Origin of the sequence: Turicibacter sanguinis, from assembly GCF_013046825.1 — a bacterium.
GTDB classification, from domain to species: Bacteria; Bacillota_I; Bacilli_A; order MOL361; family Turicibacteraceae; genus Turicibacter; species Turicibacter sanguinis.
In genome coordinates this window covers 808156-829977 of sequence record NZ_CP053187.1, presented here as the reverse complement: position 1 = coordinate 829977, position 21822 = coordinate 808156, and the positions used below count along the sequence as shown (strand labels likewise).

Genomic DNA, 21822 nt, shown 5'->3' with positions numbered 1-21822 from the left:
GGAAAAATTGCGATATAATAGGAAATGAGTAGCATATCTTATGACCTTATCTTTAAGGAGGGGGACCCATTGATTTTTGATACGCATACCGATATTTTATATAACATAGTTGCAAAACGATTAAAAGGTAAAAGAGGTATTGTTGAAGATTACCATATTCCAGAACAGTTAGAAGGTAACATAACAGGGGGAATTTGGACGTATTTTACAGATGTTGAGCATTTATTATGCGATGATTTTGATAAAGCAATTGGATATATACTAGAGGAAGTTGAACAATCACCAGATGTTCAGATTGTTAAATCACAGGATGATTGGGCTGATCATAAGGTAAATGTAATTCTTGGGCTTGAAAGTTTAGCACCTATTCAGGACTTAAATCATTTAAAAAAGATATATGATTTAGGATTTAGACATGCCATGTTAACTTGGAATGAAGTTAATCATTTTGGTTGTGGAGCTTTTGCGGATAGTGATACTGGTTTAACAGATTTAGGATGTCAGGCAGTAAAGTTAATGAATGAGCTTGGGATGGTTGTCGATGTTTCTCATGCCAGTATTAAAACGATGACTGATATTTTAGATGTCACAACTGAGCCTGTTATTGCTTCCCATTCGAATTGCTATGCTTTAAGAGGGCATCGACGTAATTTAACGGATGGCCAAATTAGAGGGATTGCAGAAACCGGTGGTGTGATTGGGGTTACAGCTGTGCCTGATTTTGTGCATTCAGATGAGTATACAATTAAAGCAATGGTTGATCATATTGATTATATTAAGAAGTTAGTTGGCAGTAAGTATATTGCGTTAGGTTTTGACTTTATGAACTATTTATCAGAAGATGGCGTGAATGCCAACTTATCAGACTGTGGTAGTGCAAAAGAGGCACAACTTATTATTGATGAGTTGATGAGTCGAGGTTATAGTAGTATGGAGATTGACGATATTACGCATGTAAATGCTAAGAAAGTCATTAATCGTATTTTGAAACAATAAGGAAAGGCTAGTCGTTTATTTACGACTAGCCTTTTTAATTAGTTTTTTTGAAAGTGGGATGATAGCACCTAAGCAGGCTACACCGATAATCACGCATTTAAAAGCTTTAAAGAGTGGATGTTCATCAAAGTAAAGTTGATAGATGTTCATTTCATCTTCTTCGCCTACAAAGGTGAATTGTAGCTTTTGGACGAGATTTTGGGATGGGATGTTTTCATAGTGACATTTTGCAATAATGGATTTGACTTCTCGATGAGTCATAGCCCAATCAATTAGGGCATTAATAGCTTCTGTTGCGTATCCTTTGCGGCGTTTAGCTTCGATTATTTCATATCCAATTTCGATTTCACCCTCTTGATTTGGATTTCCCTTGTATCCACCATCACCAATGACTTGGTTTGTTTCTTTTTCAATAAAAATCCAAGATGTAAATCCGATTTTTGGTGGCATGAAAAGGTAGAGTTCATCTTTCATCCACGTTAAGAGTGTGCGATTATCTTCTGTTAGCCACTTCGCTGTTGAAAATTCTGTTATTTCATTATTTAGTATTTGCCCGATGAGTGTGTCCGTTAGTGGGTATAAAATGAGATGTTCTGTTTCGAGTTTCATGTTAAACTATGCTCCTTCGATTTTTACTTAATTCTATGATAGCATGAAATGAGTGTTATTGATGATTGTCTTTTTTGATTGTGATGAAATAATTGTTTCCATTATTGCATCCAAAAGAACTTTTTGTGATTTTAGGAATAATGAGTGTTCCTACGAGTATTCCTAAAATAAAGTAATGAGTTTTAACTGGAATTTTTTCTTTTCGTTTCATGTGTTAGTCTCCTTTTCTATGTGTTATACAAAATGTATGACCCAAAGGTTAAGAGTATGAAAAAAAGAGCCTGTGGCTCTTTTTTTAGTAACGGTTAAATTTAAATAGTTCAAATTCTTTTGGATTTTTACCTGTATAGTCTTGTGAGATTAATTTAGCCCCAATTAATGAATAAAGGATTCCATTTGATCCAAATCCTAAGTTAAAGTAGGCTCCAGGGTAATCAGGGTGTTTACCGATGAATGGAAGTCCGTCTTTTGTGTCAATAAAGATTCCGTGACACCAAGAATCTGTTTTGATATTTTCAATTTGTGGGAACATACGACGAGCTCGGCGTAGTAGTTGGTGATATTGTTGTAATGCTTCAGGATCACGATCCCCCATTGTGGCGATTTCATCTTTTTGGTTTTTGATTTCAAGATCTTCTCCACCGATAATAATACAGTTATCCATTGTTGGACGAAGATATGTGTATGGTTTTTCATCATTTCGAATTAGACATTCTTCTCTCCATCCATTTAGTGCTGATACCGGTTTTGATACGATTGAGAATGTACGACTAAGTGTATAGAATGGATCTTCTTTTTTAAACCACGTTAAGGCATCGTAACCTGTACAAATTGCTACTTTGTTTGCTGTAATGGTAAAATCATTTTCTGTTGTTAGGATGACTTCACGTGATGATAAATTGTAGTCAACGACTGTTGTTTGTTCAAAGACTTGAAGACCTTTTTTTACATTATAGTCGATGAGATCACGTGTGAATTTTACAGGGTCCATGATAGCACCACCATAATGTGAGAAGATTCCAGCTTCAAAATTAAAGCTAAAATCCTCTTTATTATTTTCAGGAGTGAAAAGTTCGCAATGAATTCCGATTGCTTGACGAGATTTACATTCTTTTTCCATGTAATCTAATTTAGTCGGATTTTCAGTATAATAGAAGCATGGTTTGAATGAGAAGTCACATGCACTGTTAATTTCTTTAACGATTTGACTGATTTCCATTACAGCTTGGTATCCAAATAAAAAGGCCTGTTGTGCCTGTGTTTCACCAATTAATGAAGAAAGTCCTGTTAAATCGTTATCGATTTCGTATTGTAAAAGAGCTGGTTCTGCGCTTGTCGCATTCATTGCGATTGTATTTTTTTCAATTAAAGCGCAACTGATGTTTTGTTTCATTAGATAATGTGCCGTTAGTGCACCTGTTATCCCACCGCCAACGATGACAACATCCGTTTTTAAATCATGTGTTAATCTAGGATAAGGGACTGTTTCTTCGTTTTTTCGTGTCCAGATTGGACTATCACCTATAATTCTCATAAAAATCACCTCAAAAAAAAAAACTAAAATTAGTTTGAGTTAAAAGTATATAAAATATTTGCACAAATTACAAATAGTATAAGCAAGAATTGGGAAGATGGAAAAAAATACTTGATAAAATTGCTCATTTTGGAAGCTTTTGAAGTGGATTTGAAGAAAAAATAGGCTTTTTTTATAATTGATACGACGTTTATAGGTTAATTTAATTTTTTGGTGATATAATATTAAGTTGAGAAAGTAGATTGGGAGTTTTAGGAGTGATGCTATGAAGTCGGGTTGGATGAAGGGGACTGTGATTCTGACTGGAACGGCCTTTTTTGTGAAGCTTTTGAGTTTGCTTTATAAGGTGCCTTATCAGAATCTAGCTGGAGATGAAGGTTTATATGTGTTCCAACAGGTTTACCCCTTGATTGGTATTTATACAACGTTGAATGGGATTGTTTTACCGACGATTATTTCAGAGTTGTTGTTAACGTATGGATACAGTGAGGATATTAAGCGATACATCAGAAATTCGTTATGGTTTTTTGGATTAGTATCGTTTGGATGTTTATATTTAGGAAGTAATGTAATTGCATATTTAATGGGAGACTTACAACTGAGTCTTTTAATTAAAGTGGTAGGATTGGCCTTTTTATTAGTTCCGACTTTATCATATTTACGAGGTGTTTCTCAAACAAGGGCAGAGACCATTCATGAAGTTGGATACTCGACAACGATTGAGCAATTAATTCGTGTAATGGCCATTGTGTTCGCCTTGTTTATGTTACAAGAACAGAGCGTGTATCGATTAGCTTATTTTGCTTATTTAGGTGGATTAGCCGGACCTTTAATGGCGATTGCTTATTTATGTTTGAAGAAGCCAAAGGATCAACCGCAACAGTTTTTAAAGTTAACTCATCGTCCGCATTTCTTTAAGAAAAGTGTGTTTTTGTTTTTAAGTGCCGGAATTTTAATTATTTTTCAATTGATAGATAGCTTCTTTGTATTTAACTCACTTGTGGATAGTGGAGTTCCAGCTCTTGAAGCAATGAAATTAAAGGGAAGTTTTGATCGTGGATTACCAATTGTTCAAACAGCAACAGTCTTTACGAGTGCGATTGTCTCTTCAACGATTCCTCAGATGGCCGGTCTGACAGATATAAAAAAACGTAAGAAGGTATTTAATTTTGCGTTATTCTTAGTTCTGTTATTATCGATTCCTGCCTGTGTGGGATTATTTAGTGTGGTAGATGAATTGAATATTGCTTTGTTTAAAGATAATAGTGGAGTAGAGGCGCTAAAGATTTTAACGATTCAAATTTTGTTCTATCCGTTTATTTTCTTAAGTACGGCTGTAATGCAACAGGAGGGGCAGTATTCGAGGTTAGTGATGTCAGTATTAGCGGGTATCCTAGTTAAGATTGGATTGACCGCCCCATTAACGATGGAGATGGGGATTAGCGGAGCTGCTATTTCTTCTGTAGCGGCACTTGGAATTATGGCAGTCATTAATTTATTCCAATTTAAGAAGATGATTTATCGCCAATCTATTTTAACGTTGATTAAGGTTTTGTTTTCAACGCTTGGACTTTGGATGACGCTGGATTATTTAGGACCACAGATTCCGACGATTTTATCGGGAATGGATGATGTGCGAATGTATAATGTGATTTCATTAGCGATCCAAGTGATGGCTGGTGTAACTGTTTATGGATTGATAATGGGAATTTTCTTGATGACGACTAAGGTAGCGGGAAAAGGTGCGAAACGACGTAAAAAGAAAGCGAAAAATGTAAAGAGTATAGCAAAAGTATAAAGATAGATGAAATAGCTTACTCTAATGATGAATGATTATTTCAACAATTATATATAGGTCTAGATAAAATTTTTACAGTTGAAAAACTTTTAATTGGACTATAGGATATAGGGTCTAAGGACTGAGATTGAATAAAAAAATTAAAAAATATTTCTGTTTATAATAGAAAGGGGCAGCATGAATGATTTACATTGTAGGACTTGGAGCAGGAGATGAGTCTCAATTAACGCTAGGCGTTGTGGCAAAATTAAAGTCTGGATTACCTTTATTTTTAAGAACGAAAGAACATCCAATGATTAATTTTTTAGAGGAAAATGGAATTGAGTATCGCGCATTTGATGATATTTATATTAAGCATGATACATTTGAAGCTGTTTATGAAGAGATTATTGAAATAGTAAAAGAGGAAGCTAAAAAAGGTGACATTATTTATGCAACTCCTGGTCATCCATGTGTGGCTGAATATGCAGTAAAACGATTATTAGCTGAAGCTGAAGCTGTTGTTTTAGGTGGGCAAAGCTTCCTAGATCCAATGTTTGCGGCATTAGCAATCGATCCGATTGAAGGGTTACAAGTGATGGACGCCTTAGATTTTGACTATGAAGCAATAGCTCCTAAACAACACCTAATTGTTCCACAAGTATTTGATCAAATTACAGCTTCAAACTTAAAAATAGATTTAATGGAAGTTTACGACGATGAATATGAAGTATGCATTGTTCGTGCAGCAGGAAGCAACATCGCAGAACTAAAATGGGTAAAATTATACGAACTCGATCACAACTTCAAACTCGACAACCTAACAACAATCTATGTACCACCTCTAAAAGGCTAAGACTTTATAGAGCATTTGGTTGTCGAAGCTGGATTGAATAAAAAGCTGAGATGCGGGCTTAAATCACAGTAAAAGCCAAAAATTATGTAGGATAATCGTTAACTAGGTAGTAATAAATTTTAAAGGTGACACAAAAGATAAAGTAACGAAAGGAGAATAGATATGCGTTTAGATAAGTATTTAAAAGTTTCACGCTTAGTGAAACGCCGTACGCTAGCTAAGGAAGTAGCGGATAAAGGGCGTATTGAAATTAATGGAAAAGTGGCCAAATCAAGTACAGATGTTAAACTTGGTGATGAATTAACACTTTATTATGGAAACAAGATTTTAAAAGTACGTGTAACTGATATTAAGGATTCAACTAAGAAGCAAGATGCAGCTTACATGTATGAAATCATCTCTGAAGAACGCATTGAACGTCCATCATTAGATGAAGTAACAGGAATCGAAATATTTGAATGATAAGAGTAAAAGGCTGAGAGAGACGGTTAACTGCGAACAAAAGTTGACATTCACCGAAGTGCTATGTGTTGAGCACAAGAGTGAATACAACTTTATGGAGGAGTTGTCTCTTGGAGCTAGATTGAGTAAAAAGCTGAAAACACCGATTAATCCTACGTAAAAGTCGTATCGAATGCTATTGACTCGCTTTATGAGTCAATAGGCATTTGAAGACTTTATAGGAGGATTGGTGTTTGAAGCTGGATTGCGAGTAACCCTAATTAACCTCTTCTACTCCATACAAAATAGGTAGAAGGGGTTTAATTAGGATAAATGGTCTTATAATCTCAAAAATTCGATTAGACCGTCTAAAAGGCTGAAAACCCCTTTTAACTTATAAAACGTGAAGCTAGTTAATTAAAATAGGCTATCTCCTAATTTGGAGGTAGCCTATTTTTTTGAAATCTCGACAGGTATTTTCTAAGGATTAAGAATTATGGTTGATTAAGTTTTTTTTCATCGGATTTTTGCATTTGAATTGAGTTAGGATTCGCTATTATTTTACGATTTTTTTTATTATGTTACGGATTTTTTTGAAGATGTCGGATATCATCGGACGGTTATGATATTTTTTAATATGTAATTTGGAATATTGCCTTTATAATTTAGTCAAAAGGGAGGCATATGTTATGAAGAAGTTTTTAATGATGGTGATGATGTGTTTATTAGTAATGGTAACGGGATGTAGTTCAAATCCAAAGACTAATGAAATAGTAAATGAAGAACCAGAAGTTTTAGAGGAAGTAGAAAAAGAGGAACATCCAGTTGAAGAGGTAGCGGATGATATAGAAGAGGTTTCAATTAATATATTAGTACCAAGTGGTTCGACTGCTATGGCGATGGCTCATTTAGCAAGTGAGTTACCAGAACTTGATGAAGGAGTTAAATGTATTGTAGAGCCGTATGTTCAAGGTAGTGATCCGTTATTAGCGGCTTTTACTTCTGAGACAGCTAATGTGATTGTAGCGCCGACTAATTTAGGAGCAACGTTGTATCAGAAGGGGGTTCCTTATCAATTAGCAGCAACGATTGTTTGGGGGAATTTGTATTTAATCAGTAGTGAACCTATGACAATCGAGGAGTTGTCTGGTAAAACCATTACGGCGTTTGGTCAGGGAAGTACTCCTGATATTGTCTTACAAACGGTTCTTAAGGAAAAAGGATTGTTAGATTCAGTTGAGATTGAGTATTTGAATAGTGTGACTGATGTTCAGTCGATGTTTGCTGCGGGGGAAATTGAGATAGCGGTTATTGCGGAACCTTCTTTATCGGTTTTGAAGACGAAGGTTGAGAATGCTAATTTGGTAGCTGATTTTCAAGAAGAGTGGAGAACTCTTTATGATGTGACGTCTTATCCACAGGCGAGCCTTTTTGTTCACAGTGATTTAATTGAAAATAATCCAGGAGTTGTGGAGTCACTATTAGCACAGGTAGCGGCAAGCGTTAATTTTGCAAATGAGTCTCCGAATGAAATGGCGATTGAGGCTAATGCAACAGGGCTTGAAACGCCTGAAGCTATTATTGCCGCCTCTGTTCCTAATTCACATTTAATTTTTAAAACGGCTAAAGAGGCGCAGGATGAGATTAATTTATATTTAGAAAAACTTTATGAGTTTGATTCGAAAACGATAGGTGGAGCATTACCGGATGATGATTTTTATTATTTAGAAAATGATAAATAATTTTTGGAATAAATGAGGTAGATTTGAACATATTATAAACGGTGATAACTTGAAATTCGGTTTGGTAGCCGACTTGTTTTGTAGGGGAAAGACCACCTACCAAGTTATTGTCACTTAGCACTTGAATATGCATTTCAATCTGTTGTTTAACTTAACGTTCATCAGTTATTGGTGATTTTTGTGAATTCAGTTTGAGAGCATTATTCGAGTGCTTTTTTTATTATTAGATGCACTGGGGGGGAGTACATGAAAATATATACTGTTATTTCGATGTTTATTGTTTTAGTCGTTTATGAATATTTTTCATTTTCGGTTGGAAAACCATTAATTCTCCCATCTGGTGAATCTATTTTAATGGAGATTTTTACGATTATAAGAGGCACAACATTTATTGAAATTATTTCAGTCACAGTTGTTAGGACGCTTGTAACTTTTGTGTGTATTTTAGTTTTATCTTTAGTTGTTGGCATCTTAGCGGGTTATTATAAAGTAGTTGCGGCGTTGTTAAATCCGGCGATGATATTGCTCCGGACGATTCCGACGGTTTCATTAATTTTAATTCTCTTAATTTGGTTTGGTCGTGATTTAGGACCGACGATTATTGTGGGATTAGTTATTTTTCCTATTATTTATGAGTTGGTAGTCGGATCAATTAAAAAGGTAGATAGTGATTTGAAAGATGTGTGTCTATTATTTGGATGCACAATATTTGAAAAGTTTTTTGCGCTTTATTATCCTAATTTAATTTATGCTTTAAGTAGTGGTGTACAGGCAACGCTCGGTCTTGCTTTTAAGGTGATGGTAATGGCAGAAGTTATGGCTCAAAGTCGGATTGGAATTGGACAGGCACTTAATTATGAGAAGACGTATTTAAATATGGCTGGAGTTTTTGGATGGACGATTATTTTAATTTTGATTGTGATGATATTTGATTTTTTAATTAGTATGATAATGAAGTTTTTATTAAGAAAGTTAGAGTAAATTAACAAAAAACTATTTTAATTGATAAAAAGTGATTTTAATTTCAAAGAAATCTGTCATTTTGTTAGAACAACGAGTGAGATTAAGCATAAAATAAAAGGTAGAAACAATGACTTCTTTTCCTTTAGTTATATTTGTTGTTAATATTACATAACTTTTATTGATAACAGATAATGGAGGGAAAAGAGACTATGAACATTTATGAGAAAGAATCGTACATGAAACAGAAGCCAAGCACTTTACTTGGTCACCACCAGGTTATGATGAAAGAACGTAAATTGATGGATGTGACAGGTATAACCAAGTTATTAAGTTTTGATAGTGAGTTGTTTACTATTGATACAACAATGGGGATTTTAACTGTTAGGGGAATGGATTTAGAATTGAAAAATCTTGATCTTGAAAAAGGAGAGCTATCGATTATTGGGTATATCACTGGATATGAATACGATGATTTTCAAACAGTGGGGGAAGACTCAAAAGGAATCTTTAGCAAATTATTTAGATGAGTCTAAATACACAATTCGCCTTAATGATTCATGCTATTTTGTACGGAATTTTTATTGGAATAACGTTTGATTGTGTGACGATTGTTAAGAATCAATTGTTTAACAAAATCGTCCAAATAGCATGGATTATTCTATATTGGACTATCCAAATCCCCCTCACATTCATATATATTTATAATGTTAATGAAGGTATTTTTCACCTGTACATATTACTTTTCTTAGCTTTGGGTGTTATTCTATATTATAAGTTTATGAGACAAAATCTGCATCATGACCTCGAAATGTTGGGAGAAAGCCTGTTTATTGTAGCAAAGTTCATTAAAAAATTGGTTATTATCCTAGTTATTTCACCCATTATGTTTATTTACAAGCTTGTTTCTGATATAATAATTGTGTTTCTTAGAATTTTAAAGCTTATATTTTACACTCCTTTTGCTAAGTTAGGAATTTGGTTTACGAAGAAAAAGAAGGTGAGACGACGTGGCAAGAAAACTAACACTAATAACGAAACAGAATCGAAAAATTAGAAGAAAAAAATTTTTCAAACGCTTTTTAACACTGACTGTTTTGGTTGGAATTATGGTCACTACTGGTTATTTTATGTATACAGAGCGTCTTACTAAACTTTCCGAAGCTAAAGCACTACTTGCTGAGTATGAAGAACAATATTCAGAGTTATCTGAAAAAGAGGAATATTATCGCGATGAAATAAGCAAACTTGAGAATGAAGACTATATTGCTCAACTTGCCCGCGAGAAGTATTTTAAATCCGAGGAAGGTGAAATAATCTTTAAGCTTCCAGAAGATTCACAGGAATCAAACGAAAATTAATTAATATAAATATTATGAGGAGGACTGTCGATTTTTATGTCAATCACAGCTGGTCAAAAGTTAAACGGTAAAATCACGAGTGTTAAGAAGTTCGGTGCATTTGTGGAATTAGAAAATGGTAAATCAGGACTTGTTCACATCAGTGAATTATCTGAAAAATTCGTAGAAAAAGTTGAAGATGTTGTTAGCGTTGGTCAAGAAGTAACTGTACGCGTTAAAGAGGTAACACCAGAAGGGAAAATTAACCTTTCAATGAAACCTGCACGTCCAGAAAGACCTGCACGTCCAGCTTTAGACTTAGACAAGGCAATCACTAATTTCTTAAAAGATAGCGATGAGAAACAAACTAGTCTTAAAAAGAATTTAAAAACTCAACGTCGTCGCTCTAACTAATTAAGACGATCTTAGTTTAAAATATATATTTAAACTCCACTTCAAATCGAAGGGGAGTTTTTTTATGCCTAATTAAAAGGAGATGGATATCCATCTCCTTTTAATTAGTATTCTTTTTTAGTGACAATTTTAACTGATGTCATATATGATACGTAGCTTCCAGCAATCAGAATAAGGGTGGCTATTATACAGATGACTGGTAATAGAGCATTCAATTGTTCTTCTGATGGGAAAGGAATGCCTGTTAAAGCTAAGACTTTACTAATAATAAGGATTAAAACGGTTGGAATCGCAAAGATAGCTAATAGCATGATGCGGCTACGTTCTACTCCATATTTAAAAATAAGAGGAAGTAGGATAAGAATCATGAGAATCATAATTCCTGTGCTTCCAATTATTGAGGCGACCAGATCCCCAAGTATAAAGCTCCCTTTAAAGAGGCTAAGTAGAGAAGTTAAAATAAATGAGAAAACTCCCCCAAAAATAATAAAAGAAATTCCTAAAATATATTTACTTAAAACAAGTTGCTTTTTGGTAATAGGTAACGATAGAGCGTACATATTCCATTTAGAGTAATCATCGTATGAGAATGTTGTAAGGATTTGCATTGCAAATAAAATGGTAATCATGCCAGAAAGAAATGTTGGATTTAAAGTTGAAAATAAGAGTGTGTAGAATAGACACATGATAATGATTGTTTTTAAATTTTTACGCAAATTTAATAAGTCTTTTAAGATAAGTCCTTTCATTATTTCATTCCCCCGATATAAATAAGCATTAAATCTTCGATACTTGGCTGATCCATAATTAGATTTCGGTATTTAATCTCCATTTTTTGTTTATCTTTAACGAGTATTTCATAAATTTGCCCAGTTTTTTTGCTGTGGATAATATCTATTGGATCAATTTGTGTTAGTTCTTGCTCACGACATTTAATAATGACATAGTCATTTAATAATGCATCTTTTGATTCGGAAAAAATGATATTTCCTTCATGGATAAACGTAATATAGTCTGCTATTTTTTCAAGATCAGAGGTGATGTGGCTTGAAATTAAGATTGAATGTTCTTCATCTTGAATGAAATCTAAGAAGATATCTAAAATTTCATTACGTACAATCGGATCAAGGCCGCTTGTCGGTTCATCTAAAATTAATAGTTTGGGATGATGAGCTAGTGCGGTGGCGAGAGATAATTTCATCTTCATTCCACGAGAGAATTCTTTAATGATCTGATTTTCAGGAAGTTTAAATTGCTTCAAATACTGATTAAATAGGGGAGTGTCCCAATTTTGATAAATATTTTTCATCATTGTATTAATATCTTTAGCTTTTAATTGATCAGGAAAATGACTTTCATCAAAGACGATTCCGATTCGTTGCTTAATTTCTAGTTCATATTTTGAATGATCTAGTCCAAATACTTCGATTGAACCACTATCTTTATTAATAAGATTTAAGATTGATTTAATGGTGGTACTTTTCCCAGCTCCATTTTCTCCAATTAAACCAACGATGTAACCTTTAGGTACAACTAAATTAATATTATTGATTGAAAAATTGGGATAGTTTTTAGTTAATCCTTTCACGTTAATGGCGTGTTCCATTTTTATACCTCCTCATGGTATAGAACATTTAAGATTTCAGTTAATTCTTCGTAAGAGATACCACAGCTTTTTGAAAGTGAGACAGCCTTTGTTAAATAATCTTCGATTTGTCTTTGTTGTTCTTCTTTAAGTAGATGGGAGTTGTGAGTCGCAACAAAACTCCCTTTTCCTACAACCGTTTCAATGAAGCCATCGCGTTCTAAATCTTCATAGGCTCTTTTTGTTGTAATGACACTGATGTGTAGAGTTTTAGCTAAGGCTCTCATTGAGGGAAGGGCATCGCCTTCTTGTAAAGCCCCGTTCATGATTAGATTTTTAATCTGAGATGTTATTTGTTCATAAATTGGTTTCTTACTTGAGTTGCTTATAATGATTTCCATTGCATCACCTTTGTTATATTGTATATACAGTATATATACAATATATTATTGCTACAATAAAAAGTCAATAGGATTTAAAAATTTGTTTACATTGGTAATAGTGGGTGTTATAATCCAGATTTGTTGCATTTAAGGAGAAAAAAATTCAATAAATAATGAGGAGAAGAAGATGAATACGTTAGAGATTGATAAAAGAAGTTCATTGTTTAAATTAACATGGCCTATATTTATCGAGTTAGTGTTACAGATGTTGGTTGGAAATGTGGATCAGTTTATGATGAGCCAGTATTCTGAGAAATCTGTTGCAGCAATTGGAAATGTTAATACGATTATGAATTTTGTGACGATTACGTTTAGTATTGTAACAATGGCTATTACGATTATGGTTACACAATATTTAGGGTCAAGGAATAAAGAAAAGGTATCTGAAATTTATACGGTTGGAATTTTTACGAATTTAATTTTTAGTTTGATTATTAGTGCAGGATTATTTTTAGGCAGTGACGCGATGTTTAATGCTTTAAAGATGCCAACTGAATTAATGGCTGATGCTAAAGTGTATTTAAATATTGTTGGAGGACTGATTTTCTTACAAGCTTTATTTATGAGTTTCTCTGCAATTTTTAGAAGTAATGGTTTAATGAAGCAGGGAATGTATGTTTCAATTATTGTGAATGTATTAAATATTGTTGGAAATGCTCTGTTACTTCCTTCAATGGGAATAGCCGGAATTGCAGTTTCGAGTGTATTTAGTCGCTTTATTGGAGTTATTTTAGTGTATCGTGTATTTGTTAAAAGTGTTTCGGGGGATTTACATATTAAATATTTAAGGCCATTTCCCCGTGAGACGTTTAAACAGTTAATTCGAATTGGGTTGCCTGCTGGTGGAGAAAGTGTGGCGTATAATGTTTCACAAATGATTATTTTAACGTGTGTGAATATGTTAGGAACAATCGTTATTACGGCGCGTGTTTATGCAAATATGATTGCGTGGTTTTCATTTTTATATTCATCGGCTGTTGCACAAGCGAATCAGATTATTGTCGGGCATTTAGTCGGAGCAAAGGAAGAGGACGCGGCATATCAACGTGGGCTTAAGACATTATGGCCGGCAATGGCAGTTACACTCGGGGTATCAATTACGGTTTATATGTTTAGTGATGTGATTTTTGGGATTTTTACGAGTAATCAAGAAATTTTAAGTTTATTAAAGACTATCACGTTCATCGAAATATTTTTAGAATTAGGACGAGCTGTGAATTTAGTTTTGGTTCGTTCAATGCAAGCAGCGGGAGATACGCAGTATCCGGTCTATGTCGGGATTTTATCGATGTGGGGTATTGCGACGCTTTTATCATACGTATTCGGTATTGTATTAGGATGGGGACTTCCTGGTATCTGGATAGCGATGGCTCTTGATGAATGTGTCCGTGCAATTATTTTCCTAGTTCGTTTCAAACGTGGTGGATGGCGAGGAAAAGCTGTTATTTATTAATATTAGAAAGGTCACTTTATCGTAGATAGAGGGACCTTTTTATTTGGACAAAATTTAACATTTAATATCAAAATTTAAAAATGAGCATTTATTATATGCAAGTTTGAGATTTTTTATTCTACTTTCTACTTAACGTTACAAAGGTTTTAACATCAATTACTGCCGAGTGCTGTAAAACAAAGTCAAAAGGCTGAATAATTTTTAAACTCTCTGACGAAGAGGTGCTAATTCTGTCTTTCAAAAGACTAAAACACTCCAACAAAGTGACAAAATATCAACTTGCAGGGTGGTAATATAGGCTTACGAATTGAGCCCGGGGGGACAATTGGTTATTCTGTAGGAGGAGAGATGTTATGGAACTTGTATCGAAAATGAAAAAGACATTTTCGCCAAGACCAAAACGCGAGGCTAAAGAGAAGTTGAATATTTATACAATTAGCCAGCTATTCAATCAATTGGTTAACTTTCAACAGTTAATTAAATCGATGTATGAATTCATTGGTCATGGTCAGTTGATTAAAGTTGATGTCATCATGGATTGTATCCGTATGGTGATTGATCAAATGATGCAATCAATCATGTATGATCGTCATGATTTTGAACTTCAACTTAATCGTATTAAGGAGGAGCTTGATAAGCTTCATGTGCGGTGTGCAGATATTAAGATTAAGAGTTTATATCCTAGACTCATCAAGATGGATTTAGTTATTAATTCACCCCCGAAAGAGTTGACGCTGTTGTCCATTCAAACGATACTAGAGAGTATAATGAATGAGCCACTTCGGTTAATTGTTGAGAAAACAAAAGGTAAACAAACAAAAATTAAAGTTTATTCATCGAACTTATTTAAAATTGATCACGCTGTCTCCTATGTTGGAAAAGATGGAAATAAAATTTCAGGTGATAGCTATATGTATGAGAATTTCAGTAATGGTCAAACCTTTATTGCAATAAGTGATGGAATGGGAAATGGAGAAGCTGCCCATAAAGAGAGCTCAGAAGCTCTTAAAATTTTAAAATGTTTGTTAAGTTTTAATATCCCTGTTAAAACAGCCATCCAAACCTTACAACAATTACGACAACATTCCAATACAGAGGAACGATTCTTTTCGTTAGATATTTGTATGATTGACCGAGAAAGACAAAGAGCCATGTTTTATAAAAACGGCGCAACCCCAACATTCTTAGTGCGTGATCATCAAATAGAACTAATCAATTTAGCTCAACTACCCGTTGGAGTTATGGTAGATCAAGTAGTCGACCATGTAACGTTAAATTTAGAAGATAATGATATTTTAATCATGTGCAGTGATGGAATCATTGAACAGTATGGAAATATCGAACAATTAAAACAGACAATTTTATATCAAGTTGACAAAACGCCAAAAGTATTGGCTAAGAGTTTGTTACAACTAACCGTTAATAAAAATAAAGGAAAAATAAAAGACGATATGATGGTATTAGTCGTTCAATATCGTAGACAATCGATAGTTCAAGCGCAATATGCATCATAAAACTTTAGCAAGATAGATAACAGGAAGATAGATGAGATTTCTTTATGGCTGGCAACATAAAAGAAGCTCGTCTATCATCTAAACTAATTAATTTTATCTGTTTTCAGTGAAATGTTGAGTGTTAATACATGTATCCAATGGCAATGAGGTATTTAAATTTGTGTGAGGCAAGTCATTAGCCTTAAAAAATGACAATAGGTGTGTAAAAAATCCAGAAAAAAGTGTGTGTGTAAATCAAAGTGTGCGAGGCAAGTTGCTGGCCTAAAGCAGTGACAATAAGTGTGTGTAAAATCCAGAAAAAAGTGTGTGTGTAAACAAAGTGTGTGAGGTAAGTCATTGACCTAAAACAATGACAACGAGTGTGTAAAAAATCCAGTAAGTTAAAAGTGTGTGTGTAGATCAAAGTGTGCGAGGTAAGTTGCTGACCTAAACAGTGACAACGAGTGTGTAAAAAATCCAGTAAGTTAAAAGTGTGTGTGTGTAAACAAAGTGTGCAAGGTAAGTTGCTGGCCTAAAGCAGTGACAATAAGTGTGTAAAAAATCCAGAAAAAAGTGTGTGTGTAAATCAAAGTGTGCGAGGCAGGTCATGGGCCTAAAACAGTGACAACGAGTGTGTGAAAAATCCAGAAAAAAGTGTGTGTGTAGATCAAAGTGTGTGAGGTAAGTTGCTGACCTAAACAGTGACAACAAGTGTGTGTGTAAAATCCAGAAAAAAGTGTGTGTAGATTAAAGTGTGCGAGGTAAGTTGCTGACCTAAACAGTGACAACGAGTGTATAAAAAATCCAGTAAGTTAAAAGTGTGTGTGTAGATTAAAGTGTGCGAGGCAAGTCATTGACCTAAAACAATGACAACGAGTGTGTAAAAAATCCAGTAAGTTAAAAGTGTGTGTGTAGATCAACGTGTGCGGGGCAGGTTACTGGCCTAAAGCAGTGACAATAAGTGTGTGTAAAATCCAGTAAGTTAAAGTGCGTGTGTAGAAAAAAAGTGTGTGAGGTAAGTCATTGACCTAAAACAATGACAACGAGTGTGTAAAAAATCCAGTAAGTTAAAAGTGTGTGTGTAAACAAAGTGTGTGAGGTAAGTTGCTAACCTAAACAGTGACAATGAGTGTATAAAAAATCCAGTAAAATTGTGTGTAGATTAAAGTGTGCGAGGCAGGTCATGGGCCTAAAACAATGACAACGAGTGTGTGTAAAATCTAGTAAATTAAAATTGTGTGTAGATTAAAGTGTGCGAGGTAAGTTGCTGACCTAAAATAGTGACAACAAGTGTGTAAAAAATCCAGTAAGTTAAAAGTGTGTGTGTAAACAAAGTGTGCGAGGTAAGTTGCTGACCTAAACAGTGACAACGAGTGTGCGTAAAACCAAGTAAATTAAAAGTGTGTGTAGATGAAAGTGTGCGAGGCAAGTTGCTGGCCTAAAGCAGTGACAACGAGTGTGTAAAAAATCCAGTAAGTTAAAATTGTGTGTAGATTAAAGTGTGCGAGGTAAGTTGCTGACCTAAAATAGTGACAACAAGTGTGTAAAAAATCCAGTAAGTTAAAAGTGTGTGTGTAAACAAAGTGTGCGAGGTAAGTTGCTGACCTAAACAGTGACAACGAGTGTGCGTAAAACCAAGTAAATTAAAAGTGTGTGTAGATGAAAGTGTGCGAGGCAAGTTGCTGGCCTAAAGCAGTGACAACGAGTGTGTAAAAAATCCAGTAAGTTAAAAGTGTGCGAGGTAAGTTGCTGACCTAAACAGTGACAACGAGTGTGTGTAAAATCCAGTAAGTTAAAGTGTGTGTGTAAATTAAAGTGTGCGAGGCAGGTCATGGGCCTAAAACAATGACAACGAGTGTGTGTAAAATCCAGTAAGTTAAAAGTGTGTGTGTAGATTCAAGTGTGCGAGGCAAGTTGCTGGCCTAAACAGTGACAACAAGTGTGTGTAAAATCCAGTAAGTTAAAATTGTGTGTAGATCAAAGTGTGTGAGGTAAGTCATTGACCTAAAACAATGACAACGAGTGTGTAAAAAATCCAGAAAGTTAAAGTGTGTGTGTAGAAAAAAGTGTGCGAGGTAAGTTGTTGACCTAAACAGTGACAACGAGTGTGTGCAAAATCCAGTAAGTTAAAGTGTGTGTGTAAATTAAAGTGTGCGAGGCAGGTCATGGGCCTAAAACAATGACAACGAGTGTATAAAAAATCCAGTAAGTTAAAAGTGTGTGTGTAGAAAAAAGTGTGCGAGGTAAGTTGCTGACCTAAAACAGTGACAACAAGTGTGTGTAAAATCCAGTAAGTTAAAATTGTGTGTGTAGATCAAAGTGTGCAAGGTAAGTCATTGACCTAAAACAATGACAACGTGAAAATCAACGTTAAAGTAAAAAAAGTCCAGTAAGTTAAAACAGTGACAACGAGTGTGTGTAAAATCAGAAAGTTAAAGTGTGCGAGGTAAGTTGCTGACCTAAACAGTGACAACGAGTGTATAAAAAATCCAGTAAGTTAAAATTGTGTGTGTAAATTAAAGTGTGCGAGGTAAGTTGCTGACCTAAACAGTGACAACGAGTGTATAAAAAATCCAGTAAGTTAAAATTGTGTGTGTAAATTAAAGTGTGCGAGGCAGGTCATGGGCCTAAAACAATGACAACGAGTGTGTGTAAAATCCAGTAAGTTAAAATTGTGTGTGTAAATTAAAGTGTGCGAGGCAGGTCATGGGCCTAAAACAATGACAACGAGTGTGTGTAAAATCCAGTAAGTTAAAATTGTGTGTGTAAATTAAAGTGTGCGAGGCAGGTCATGGGCCTAAAACAATGACAACGAGTGTGTAAAAAATCCAGTAAGTTAAAATTGTGTGTGTAGATCAAAGTGTGCGAGGTAAGTTGCTGGCCTAAACAGTGACAACAAGTGTGTGTAAAATCCAGTAAGTTAAAAGTAAAATGTGCAGTGAAAAAACAGTGATAACGAGTATATAAAAAATCCAGTAAGTTAAAAGTGTGTGTAGATTAAAATGTGCGAGGTAAGTTGCTGACCTAAACAGTGATAACGAGTATATAAAAAATCCAGTAAGTTAAAATTGTGTGTAGATTAAAATCCAGAAAGTTAAAAACAGTGTGTGTATAAAAAAAGAAAGTTAAAGTGTTGCTGACCTAAAACAGTGACAACGAGTGTATGTAAAATCCAGAAAGTTAAAAGTGTGTGTGTAGAAAAAAAGTGTGCGAGGTAAGTTGCTGACCTAAACAGTGACAACGAGTGTGTGTAAAATCCAGAAAGTTAAAATTGTGTGTGTAGATTAAAGTGTGCGAGGCAGGTCATGGGCCTAAAACAATGACAACAAGTGTGTGTAAAATCCAGTAAGTTAAAATTGTGTGTGTAAATTAAAGTGTGCGAGGCAGGTCATGGGCCTAAAACAATGACAACGAGTGTGTGTAAAATCCAGAAAGTTAAAAGTGTGTGTGTAGAAAAAAAGTGTGCGAGGTAAGTTGCTGACCTAAACAGTGACAACGAGTGTGTGTAAAATCCAGAAAGTTAAAATTGTGTGTGTAGATTAAAGTGTGCGAGGCAGGTCATGGGCCTAAAACAATGACAACAAGTGTGTGTAATCAAAAATATGTAAGGATGGTCACTTTCCTAAAATAGTGATATAAATTTTAAATATTTATTTGAATTATATTAGTTAAGTTATTAACTTATACAACGACAAATTAATTTTAGTAGGGTACTAGGTTCAAGGGTCAGGTTACTAGCCTTAATAAAGTAATTGATTATTTATTATAAATTGGAGATTGGTTGACTATTTTATGGCTGGCACCATATAAGTAGTTATAATAGAAATCTCATTGAAAATTATTTGTTTTTAAGTAAGATTTATATTTTTTTAAAAAGTTTTATGTGTTCATCCAATTTTAAAACCATTTTATGATGGAAGTGTCCTACTAGAGTAGGGACGTGTTCGGACAAACAATTGAATATTATCCACGATTTTGTAAATCGTTATTTCGGATACAGGGGCGTATTCGAAGGTTCCGAATATGTAAAGGGACCGGTTTGAATGATGTGATAGTCGCGAATCATGTCATTTGTTGAAGTTTAATTTGTAATAATGAGCTCATTATAAATTTAAAAATCAGATTCTATCTAGGATCTGATTTTTTGTTGTTTGGAGGATATTAAGAAAAAGTGTATGAAAGTAAGGGGAATGCTTTTTTTTTACCTCAAAATGGATATAATAGATAATAAGCGTTTTTTAAAGGGCAAGGAGAAATAGAATTAAATGAAAAAGGTTATATTAAGGACGATAAAAAAATACAATTTATTGGAGAAAAATAAATCAGTTGTTGTCGCAGTTTCAGGCGGGGCAGATTCAATGGCATTACTAAATTTGCTAGTCGAAATTAAAGAACTGTATAACCTTCATTTAGTTGTAGCTCATGTGAATCACAAGAAGCGTGAAAACTCAGATTTAGACGAGGTTCTAGTTAACAAAATAGCATTAGAAAATGGATTAGATTATGAGGTTTATTATTTACCTAAGTGTTTAACTAATGAAAATTTTCATGAATATGCGAGAAGAGAAAGATATAACTTTTTTAAAAGAGTTGCTGCTAATTATAAAGCAGATTGTATTGTGACAGCGCATCATGCCGATGATCATTTAGAAACACAAATTTATAGACTTTTATATCATAGTACAGTTAGTGGTTTAATTGGAATAGAACCGATAGTGGAGTATTGCGGATTGAAAATAATTAGACCATTAATCGAGGTAACAAAAGATGATATTTACAAGTATTGTAGTGAGTCTAGAATTGAGTACAGAGAGGATGAATCAAATCAAAGCGATGTGTATACTCGTAATCGAATTCGAAAATATATTATTCCAGCTTTAGCAGAAGAAACTTTTTCTGTTTATGAACATTCTCGAAGCATTAGTGAGCAGTTAAGTGAAGATGAAGCGTTTTTTAATTTACAGGTTGATCAATTAATGAATGAAGTTTCTGAAATTAAGGGAGTATTTAAAGTTTCAAGAAGTTTTATAAATAGCCTTCCTAAAAGCTTATCAAGACGATTGATTAAACGAATTCTTCAGCAGTTTATGATAAAGGATATTCAAACTGTACATATTGAAGAAGTACTGTCAGTTATGCAGAGTTCAAAACCTAATTTGAGCGTGACGTTACCTAATCAAATTTGTTGTGTTATAGCCTATGATATAGTACAATTCTCTACAATGCTTGATGAAATAGAGCCATATGAGATGATTTTAGATGTAGATTCTACGCTTGTCTTACCTCAAGGTTCTACTTTGTGTATAAGGGAGAACAAAGTCGATGAAAAAACGGAAAAATCTTGCATTAATAAAGTTGATTTGTGTTATAATGAAATAGAATTACCTTTAAAGGTTAGAACACGCAAACCAGGTGATCGTATCACTCTAATGAACGGACATGGAACGAAAAAAATTAAAGAAATTATGATTGAATGTAGAGTTCCCAAACATTTAAGAGATACATGGCCGATTATTACAGATTCGAATGATCGAATTATCTGGATTCCACTTTTAAAAAAATCATCTTATTGTCAACAACATTTAAATGGTAAAACGATTACAATTGATTATTGTCACCTCGGAGGGAATGAAGAAGATGCATAACGATATTAAAGAAATTTTATTAACAACTGAACAAATCGAAGCTAAAGCTGCAGAATTAGCGAAGCAATTAGAAATCGACTATGCGGATAAAAAACCGGTTTTATTAGGGTTATTAAAAGGATCTGTTCCGTTTATCGGAGATTTAATGAAGTGCATGAATATTCCAGTTCAAATTGAGTTTATGGATGTTTCTAGTTATCATGGGGGAACCGCTTCAACTGGACAAGTTAAGATTTTAAAAGATATTGATATCTCAGTAGAGGGACGTCATATCATTATTGTTGAAGACATTGTAGATACAGGATTTACTTTAGATAAAGTTATCGCACTTTTAAAACATCGCGGAGCTGCAAGTGTTGAAGTAGTAACAATGTTGGATAAACCAGAAGGTCGAGTAGTTGTAATGGAACCAAAATACATTGGATTTACAATTCCAAAAGCCTTTGTTGTTGGTTATGGATTAGATTATGATGAGTATTATAGAAATTTACCATATGTAGGAATTCTTAAAGAAGAAGTCTACATGAATTAAGA

Annotated in this window: 20 protein-coding genes; 14 read left to right on the top strand and 6 right to left on the bottom strand. The window is 34.1% G+C overall.

All coding sequences use genetic code 11. The features are described from left to right. The first annotated feature begins 69 nt into the window (after window positions 1-69). Window positions 70-996: a dipeptidase gene (locus tag HLK68_RS04100; RefSeq protein WP_009607172.1), complete on the top strand. Its 927-nt coding sequence runs from the start codon at window positions 70-72 to the stop codon at window positions 994-996. A 15-nt stretch (window positions 997-1011) separates the two neighbouring features. Here the strand turns inward: HLK68_RS04100 and HLK68_RS04095 are convergent, their stop codons facing one another. From HLK68_RS04095 to HLK68_RS04085, 3 genes are all read right to left on the bottom strand, one after another. Beyond that, the gene (locus tag HLK68_RS04095) at window positions 1012-1605 is read right to left on the bottom strand and encodes a GNAT family N-acetyltransferase (protein WP_006783198.1); all 594 of its coding nucleotides are present in this window, start codon (window positions 1603-1605) and stop codon (window positions 1012-1014) included. 55 nt (window positions 1606-1660) lie between these two features. Further along, entirely contained in the window at window positions 1661-1816 is a 156-nt protein-coding gene (locus HLK68_RS04090; protein ID WP_006783199.1) for a hypothetical protein, read from the bottom strand. An 84-nt stretch (window positions 1817-1900) separates the two neighbouring features. Continuing rightward, window positions 1901-3139 (bottom strand): NAD(P)/FAD-dependent oxidoreductase, encoded by a 1239-nt coding sequence (locus HLK68_RS04085; RefSeq protein WP_132942977.1) that lies wholly within the window; start codon window positions 3137-3139, stop codon window positions 1901-1903. A gap of 265 nt (window positions 3140-3404) precedes the next feature. On the opposite strand from HLK68_RS04085, the gene HLK68_RS04080 reads away from it, so the two are divergent. The 9 genes from HLK68_RS04080 to HLK68_RS04040 all read left to right on the top strand — a co-directional run bounded on the left by HLK68_RS04080 (window position 3405) and on the right by HLK68_RS04040 (window position 10669). After that, complete coding sequence (locus HLK68_RS04080; protein ID WP_055165311.1) at window positions 3405-4937, top strand: oligosaccharide flippase family protein; 1533 nt, start codon at window positions 3405-3407, stop codon at window positions 4935-4937. Window positions 4938-5118: 181 nt separating this feature from the next. Continuing rightward, the gene (locus HLK68_RS04075) at window positions 5119-5772 is read left to right on the top strand and encodes an SAM-dependent methyltransferase (protein ID WP_006783202.1); all 654 of its coding nucleotides are present in this window, start codon (window positions 5119-5121) and stop codon (window positions 5770-5772) included. Between the two features lie 162 nt (window positions 5773-5934). After that, window positions 5935-6234 (top strand): RNA-binding S4 domain-containing protein, encoded by a 300-nt coding sequence (locus tag HLK68_RS04070; RefSeq protein WP_006783203.1) that lies wholly within the window; start codon window positions 5935-5937, stop codon window positions 6232-6234. Window positions 6235-6902: 668 nt separating this feature from the next. Continuing rightward, window positions 6903-7955 (top strand): ABC transporter substrate-binding protein, encoded by a 1053-nt coding sequence (locus HLK68_RS04065; RefSeq protein ID WP_055165308.1) that lies wholly within the window; start codon window positions 6903-6905, stop codon window positions 7953-7955. 246 nt (window positions 7956-8201) lie between these two features. After that, on the top strand, window positions 8202-8936 hold the full coding sequence (locus HLK68_RS04060) for an ABC transporter permease (RefSeq protein ID WP_006783205.1): 735 nt from the start codon (window positions 8202-8204) through the stop codon (window positions 8934-8936). A 191-nt stretch (window positions 8937-9127) separates the two neighbouring features. Continuing rightward, entirely contained in the window at window positions 9128-9445 is a 318-nt protein-coding gene (yabP, locus tag HLK68_RS04055; protein WP_006783206.1) for a sporulation protein YabP, read from the top strand. Next, window positions 9442-9972 carry a spore cortex biosynthesis protein YabQ gene (gene yabQ / locus HLK68_RS04050; RefSeq protein WP_006783207.1) on the top strand — a complete coding sequence of 177 codons (531 nt, stop codon included), beginning with the start codon at window positions 9442-9444 and terminating at the stop codon, window positions 9970-9972. The genes yabP and yabQ overlap by 4 nt, the downstream gene beginning before the upstream one ends. Further along, window positions 9926-10276: an FtsB family cell division protein gene (locus tag HLK68_RS04045; protein ID WP_132942978.1), complete on the top strand. Its 351-nt coding sequence runs from the start codon at window positions 9926-9928 to the stop codon at window positions 10274-10276. Before yabQ ends, HLK68_RS04045 begins: the two co-directional genes overlap by 47 nt. A gap of 36 nt (window positions 10277-10312) precedes the next feature. Further along, on the top strand, window positions 10313-10669 hold the full coding sequence (locus tag HLK68_RS04040; protein ID WP_006783209.1) for a S1 RNA-binding domain-containing protein: 357 nt from the start codon (window positions 10313-10315) through the stop codon (window positions 10667-10669). A gap of 104 nt (window positions 10670-10773) precedes the next feature. On the opposite strand, the gene HLK68_RS04035 is transcribed toward HLK68_RS04040, so the two are convergent. The 3 genes from HLK68_RS04035 to HLK68_RS04025 are packed head-to-tail and all read right to left on the bottom strand — an operon-like array spanning window position 10774 to window position 12655. Beyond that, complete coding sequence (locus HLK68_RS04035) at window positions 10774-11418, bottom strand: ABC-2 transporter permease (protein WP_006783210.1); 645 nt, start codon at window positions 11416-11418, stop codon at window positions 10774-10776. Next, window positions 11418-12275 (bottom strand): ABC transporter ATP-binding protein, encoded by an 858-nt coding sequence (locus HLK68_RS04030; RefSeq protein ID WP_009607177.1) that lies wholly within the window; start codon window positions 12273-12275, stop codon window positions 11418-11420. Before HLK68_RS04030 ends, HLK68_RS04035 begins: the two co-directional genes overlap by 1 nt. A gap of 2 nt (window positions 12276-12277) precedes the next feature. Beyond that, entirely contained in the window at window positions 12278-12655 is a 378-nt protein-coding gene (locus tag HLK68_RS04025) for a GntR family transcriptional regulator (RefSeq protein ID WP_132942979.1), read from the bottom strand. 169 nt (window positions 12656-12824) lie between these two features. Between HLK68_RS04025 and HLK68_RS04020 the strand changes: the two genes are divergently transcribed. The 4 genes from HLK68_RS04020 (at window position 12825) to hpt (ending at window position 21820) form a co-directional block, all read left to right on the top strand. After that, entirely contained in the window at window positions 12825-14150 is a 1326-nt protein-coding gene (locus HLK68_RS04020; RefSeq protein WP_132942980.1) for an MATE family efflux transporter, read from the top strand. 353 nt (window positions 14151-14503) lie between these two features. Then, the gene (locus HLK68_RS04015) at window positions 14504-15664 is read left to right on the top strand and encodes a SpoIIE family protein phosphatase (protein WP_009607164.1); all 1161 of its coding nucleotides are present in this window, start codon (window positions 14504-14506) and stop codon (window positions 15662-15664) included. 4244 nt (window positions 15665-19908) lie between these two features. Then, window positions 19909-21288 (top strand): tRNA lysidine(34) synthetase TilS, encoded by a 1380-nt coding sequence (tilS, locus tag HLK68_RS04010; protein WP_006784884.1) that lies wholly within the window; start codon window positions 19909-19911, stop codon window positions 21286-21288. After that, a complete protein-coding gene (gene hpt, locus HLK68_RS04005) occupies window positions 21272-21820 on the top strand; it encodes a hypoxanthine phosphoribosyltransferase (RefSeq protein WP_240060463.1) in 549 nt (182 codons plus the stop codon). The genes tilS and hpt overlap by 17 nt, the downstream gene beginning before the upstream one ends. Window positions 21821-21822 lie beyond the last annotated feature (2 nt).